This is a genomic window from Pseudomonas sp. 51_B (assembly GCF_017491595.1).
GTDB classification, from domain to species: domain Bacteria; phylum Pseudomonadota; class Gammaproteobacteria; order Pseudomonadales; family Pseudomonadaceae; genus Aquipseudomonas; species Aquipseudomonas promysalinigenes.
In genome coordinates this window covers 1-428 of record NZ_JAFGYW010000486.1, presented here as the reverse complement: position 1 = coordinate 428, position 428 = coordinate 1, and the positions used below count along the sequence as shown (strand labels likewise).

1 protein-coding gene is annotated in these 428 nt (G+C 52.6%); it reads left to right on the top strand.

Going from position 1 to position 428, the window contains the following annotated elements:
• Nucleotides 1-428: inorganic phosphate transporter (locus tag J5M56_RS25860; RefSeq protein WP_207938166.1), on the top strand; the 428-nt coding region annotated here is incomplete at both ends.

Below are 428 nucleotides of genomic sequence, written 5' to 3'. Positions count from 1 at the left end.
CCTCGTCGAAATTGAATCCCCCCAAGGTATGGCCGCAGAAATGGCTACGGCATCAGTTATCCTCACCTCATCGCACTTTGGCCTTGCCCTCTCCACCACACACGTTGCCACCGGTTCTATTCTTGGTACCGGACTTGGGCGCAAAAATGCGGAAGTACGGTGGGGAGTTGCCGGAAGAATGGTCATCGCCTGGATTATTACACTTCCCGCCGCGGCCATTGTTGGTGCACTTACCTACCTGCTAGGCCACTACATTGGTCTTTATAACGAAGTTCTAGGCGTTATTGTCGTCTTCATCATTCTCGTTATCGCTGCTAGCTACATCTTCTACCGCAGCCGCAAGACCCCTGTGAACGCCAACAACGTTAACGACGACTGGGACGACCACAAATCCTCCAAAGACTCCAGAGCATCCAAACTCTCCACAC